This window comes from Dietzia sp. B44, from assembly GCF_014145245.1.
GTDB classification, from domain to species: Bacteria; Actinomycetota; Actinomycetes; order Mycobacteriales; family Mycobacteriaceae; genus Dietzia; species Dietzia natronolimnaea.
On sequence record NZ_JAALEF010000144.1, the window covers coordinates 2,306 to 7,454 of the forward strand.

3 protein-coding genes and 1 pseudogene are annotated in these 5,149 nt (G+C 68.8%); all 4 read left to right on the top strand.

Annotated elements, in window-relative coordinates; translation table 11 throughout:
- Positions 1–144 precede the first annotated feature (144 nt).
- Complete coding sequence (locus G6017_RS05690; RefSeq protein WP_182616358.1) at positions 145–1,356, top strand: acetyl-CoA C-acetyltransferase; 1,212 nt, start codon at positions 145–147, stop codon at positions 1,354–1,356.
- 41 nt (positions 1,357–1,397) lie between these two features.
- Entirely contained in the window at positions 1,398–3,587 is a 2,190-nt protein-coding gene (locus tag G6017_RS05695; RefSeq protein ID WP_182616360.1) for a 3-hydroxyacyl-CoA dehydrogenase NAD-binding domain-containing protein, read from the top strand.
- 251 nt (positions 3,588–3,838) lie between these two features.
- The gene (locus tag G6017_RS05700; RefSeq protein ID WP_182616362.1) at positions 3,839–4,939 is read left to right on the top strand and encodes a heme/hemin ABC transporter substrate-binding protein; all 1,101 of its coding nucleotides are present in this window, start codon (positions 3,839–3,841) and stop codon (positions 4,937–4,939) included.
- 29 nt (positions 4,940–4,968) lie between these two features.
- A pseudogene (locus G6017_RS16475) lies at positions 4,969–5,149 on the top strand (iron ABC transporter permease); the annotation flags it as partial.

Genomic DNA, 5,149 nt, shown 5'->3' on the forward strand with positions numbered 1-5,149 from the left:
GGACAGTCACGGTCCACTGTGCCACCGGAGCGCCCGGGGTGCGGGTCGACAAAAACGGACCGCACTCCGCGCGCGGTGGGTGGACAACGTAACCTGAGTTCGAACACGTATCAGTTCCGCCCAGAGAAAGGCCGTGGACAACCCATGACCGAGGCATTCATCTACGACGCCATCCGGACTCCGCGAGGCAAGGGCAAGCCTGGCGGCGCTCTGCACGGGGTCAAGCCGATCGACCTGGTCGTCGGTCTCATCGAAGAAATGCGGCGTCGGTTCCCCGACCTCGACGAGAACCGGATCTCGGACATCATCTACGGAATCGTCACCCCCCTGGGTGACCAGGGCATGGATCTGCCGCGCATCGCCGCGCTGGCCGCCAAGATGCCCGACACCGTGGCCGGCGTGCAGATCAACCGCTTCTGCGCATCCGGCCTGACCACGATCAACATGGCCGCCCAGAAGATCCGCTCCGGATGGGACGAGGTCGTCCTCGCCGGCGGCGTCGAGTCCATGTCGCGTGTCCCGATGGGCACCGACGGCGGGGCCTGGGCCCTGGACCCGGCCACCAACTACGACACGTACTTCTCCCCGCAGGGGATCGGTGCCGACCTCATCGCCACCCTCGAGGGCTTCACCCGCGAGGACGTGGACCGCTACGCCGAGCGCTCGCAGCGGCTCGCCGCCCAGGCGTGGGAGGAGGGCCGGTTCGCCAAGTCGGTCGTCCCAGTCAAGGACATCAACGGCGTCACCATTCTCGACCACGACGAGCACATGCGTCCGGGCACCACCGTCGAGAAGCTGGCCGGCCTCACGCCGTCGTTCGCCATGGTCGGCGACATGGGTGGCTTCGACGCCGTCGCGCTGCAGAAGTACCACTGGGTCGAGGAGATCAACCACGTCCACCACGGTGGCAACTCGTCCGGCATCGTCGACGGCGCCGCGCTCGTGGTGGTCGGTTCGGAGAAGGCCGGCAAGGAGATGAACATGACGCCGCGCGCCCGTGTCGTGGCCGCGGCCACCTCCGGCGCCGACACCACCATCATGCTCACCGGCCCGACCCCGGCAGCGAAGAAGGCTCTCGAGATCGCCGGCCTCACCCCTGACGACATCGATCTCTGGGAGCTCAACGAGGCCTTCGCCTCCGTCGTCCTGCGGTTCCAGAAGGACATGAACATCCCCGACGAGAAGCTCAACGTCAACGGCGGGGCGATCGCCATGGGCCACCCCCTCGGTGCGACCGGCGCCATGATCACCGGCACCGTGCTCGACGAGCTCGAGCGGACCGGCGGCAAGCGCGCCCTCATCACGCTCTGCGTGGGCGGCGGCATGGGAGTCGCCACCATCATCGAGCGCGTCTGATCCGCACCACCGACACCACAGCCTTGAGGAGTAGAGAACCAGTGAGCGAAAACATGTTCCGGTGGGAGCAGGACGGCGACGGCATCGTCACCCTCACCATGGATGACCCCGACCACGGCGCGAACACCATGAACGCCCGTTTCATCGACGACTTCTCGGAGACCGTCGGCCGCATCGAGGCCGAGAAGGACTCCATCAAGGGCGTCGTCCTGACCTCCGCCAAGAAGAGCTTCTTCGGTGGCGGCGACCTCAAGTCCATGATCACGGCGGGCCCCGAGGACGCCGAGCAGCTGTTCGAGCGGTCCATGGAGATCAAGGGCCGGATGCGCGCCCTCGAGACCCTCGGGGTCCCGGTCGTGGCCGCCATCAACGGTGCCGCCCTGGGTGGCGGCCTCGAGCTCGCGCTCGCGTGCCACCACCGCGTCATGGCCGACGCCCGCGGCGCCAAGGTCGGCCTGCCCGAGGTCACCCTCGGTCTGCTGCCGGGTGGCGGCGGGATCGTCCGGACCGTCCGCATGTTCGGCCTGGCCCAGGCCGTGCCCAACATCCTCATGTCCGGTCGGTCCTTCGCGCCGGCCAAGGCGCTCGAGGCCGGCCTCGTCGACGAGGTCGTGGCCCCCGAGCAGTTGATCGACGCCGCCAAGGCGTGGATCGGCACCGAGCCCGAGGCCACCCAGCCGTGGGACCGCAAGGGGTGGAAGCTCCCCGGCGGCACGATCAAGGACCCCGCACTGGCCGGCGTCCTGCCGTCCTTCCCCGCGAACATGCGCAAGCAGACCAAGGGCGCGCCCTCCCCGGCGCCGCGTGCCATCATGGCCGCGGCCGTCGAGGGCTCGCAGGTGGACTTCGCCACCGCGGAGAAGATCGAGGCGCGCTACTTCGTCTCGCTGGTGACCGGCGTCGTGGCCAAGAACATGATCCAGGCCTTCTTCTTCGACATGCAGCACTGCTCCTCGGGGGGAGCGCGGCCCAAGGCCGCCGACGGTTCGGAGATCCCCCGGACGCAGTTCACCAAGGTCGGAGTCCTGGGAGCCGGCATGATGGGCGCGGGCATCGCCTACGTCTGCGCCAAGGCCGGCATCGAGGTCGTGCTCAAGGATGTCGAGCAGGCCTCCGCCGACAAGGGCAAGGCGTACTCCGAGAGCATCGAGGCCAAGGCGCTCGAGCGTGGGCGCACCACCCAGGAGAAGTCCGACGCACTGCTCGCCCGCATCACACCCACGACGGACCCGCAGGCCCTCGCCGGCTGCGACCTCGTGATCGAGGCCGTCTTCGAGTCCCCGGACCTGAAGCGGAAGGTCTTCCAGGAGATCGAGGACATCGTCGCCCCCGACGCGTTGCTCGGTTCCAACACCTCCACCCTGCCCATCACCGACCTCGCGACCGGCGTCAAGCGGCCCGAGGACTTCATCGGCCTGCACTTCTTCTCCCCGGTCGACAAGATGCAGCTCGTGGAGATCATCTCGGGCGAGAAGACCACGCCCGAGACGCTGGCCAAGGCGATCGACCTCACCCTGCAGATCCGCAAGATCCCGATCGTGGTCAACGACTCCCGTGGCTTCTACACCTCGCGCGTGATCGGCACGTTCGTCAACGAGGCCATCGGGATGCTGGCCGAGGGCATCGAGCCCTCGACCATCGAGCAGGCCGGTCGCATCGCCGGATACCCGGCGGCGCCGCTGCAGTTGTCCGACGAGCTGAACCTCAACCTGATGGTCAAGATCCGTCAGGCCACCCGCGAGGCGGCGGAGGCCGCCGGGCAGGAGTTCGTGCCCGACGCGGTCGACCGGGTGATCCTCAAGATGGTCGAGGAGCTGGAGCGTTCCGGCCGTGCCGCCGGCGCAGGCTTCTACGAGTACGCCGACGGTAAGCGCGCCGGCCTCTGGCCGGGCCTGCGGGAGGCGTTCGACACCTCCCCGGAGAACGCGCCCCCGCTGCAGGACCTGGTGGACCGCATGCTGTTCGCCGAGGTGCTCGAGACGCAGAAGTGTGTGGACGAGAGCGTGATCGTCGACGACGCCGACGCCAACATCGGGTCCATCATCGGCATCGGGTTCCCGGCGTGGACGGGCGGGACCCGCCAGTACGCCAAGAACTACGCCGCACCCGGCGAGCACGTCGCCTCGGGCTACAAGGGTTTCGTCGCCCGAGCCGAGGAACTGGCCGCCAAGTACGGCGAGCGCTTCGCGCCCACCGAGTCGTTGAAGAAGGCGGCTGCCGAGCAGAACTGAACAGGCCACCGGCCGAGCGGTCCGCTCGACACGCGGTAGAGGCGGCCGCCCCCGGGAACCCCCGGGGCGGCCGCCTTTCGTCGTTCCGCCGCGAACGTAGGCACGGTCTTAGAGTTCTCAGTCCCGGATGGGCGCGGATCTGGGGATCGGAGTCGAGCGCGGATATCGCCGTACGCTGGGAATACGGTGTTTAGGTAAGCCTTCCCATGCAAAGGTTAGGCTCGCCTTGGTTACAGTGCTATCGTTGCCGAATGTTCAGACAGCGCTCAGGCTCGCTCCCGCTGGCCGTCGCCGCCATCCTGGCTCTCACGCTGACCTCGTGCGGGGTCGCGACCGGGCTCGGCGGCGACCCCGAGACGATCTCCGGGATCCCTCTGGCGTCCGAGGTCTCGGCGACCGCGGACCCGCGATCCTTCGCCGGCGAGCTCTCGCTGGAGTTGGTCGACGACCCGGTCGACCCCGTCACGACCGACCCGGTTCCGCAGCTGCCGGCCGTGGTCACGGACAACCAGGGAACCGTCGTCGAGGTCGCGGACGTCTCCCGGATCCTGCCCCTGGACGTCTACGGGACGCTCTCCCGCATCGTCTTCGAACTCGGGCTGGGGGACAACGTGATCGGCCGCGACGTCTCGTCGGCCTTCCCCGAGATCTCCGATCGGCCCCTGGTGACGCAGGACGGGCATCAGCTCAACGCCGAGGCCATCCTCGCGCTCGACCCCAGTGTGATCATCACGGACACCTCGCTCGGTCCGTGGGACGTGATCCTGCAGCTCCGTGACGCAGGGATCCCCGTCGTCGTCGTCGACTCCCACCGGTCCCCGGACAACGTCGAGGCACTGACCCACTCCGTCGCCGACGGGCTCGGCGTGCCCGAGCTGGGGCGCGAACTGGGGGAGCGCACCCGCGCGAAGATCGTGGAAACCGAGGAGTCGATCGCCTCGATCGTGCCGGGGTCCGAGACCGCGCGGCTACGCACGGTCTTCCTCTACGCCCGTGGATCCGCCGGCGTCTACTACATGTTCGGCCAGGACAGCGGCGCGGACGAGTTGATCACCGCGGCCGGCGGATACGACGTGTCGACCGAGGTCGGGTGGAAGGGCGCCAAGCCGGCGAACGACGAGGGGCTCATCGCGGCTCAACCGGACGTCATCGTCATGATGAGCAAGGGGCTCGAGTCCGTCGGTGGCGTCGACGGCCTTCTCGAGAAGTTCCCGGCCCTGGCCCAGACGCCGGCCGGCGCGAACCAGCGGGTCGTCGCGATGAACGACGACCTCGTGCTGTCGTTCGGCACCAGGACCCCCGCCGTGCTCAACGCGCTGGCGGTGGCCCTCTACGCCCCCGACGCGCTGTGACGCTCACAGCGGATCGCCGCGAGCGGGCCGTGCAACCCTCACCCGGTTCCCGAACCGCACGGACGGCCGGCGGGACCCACCGCCTGCTGACCGGTGGCCTTCTGGTCGCCGGGCTGGCGGCTGCACTCGGTGTCCTGGCCGTGGTGGCCGCGGCCTCGGGGCAGCTGTCCATACCGGCGCCGGAGGTCGCGTCCGGCTTCCTCCGCGGTC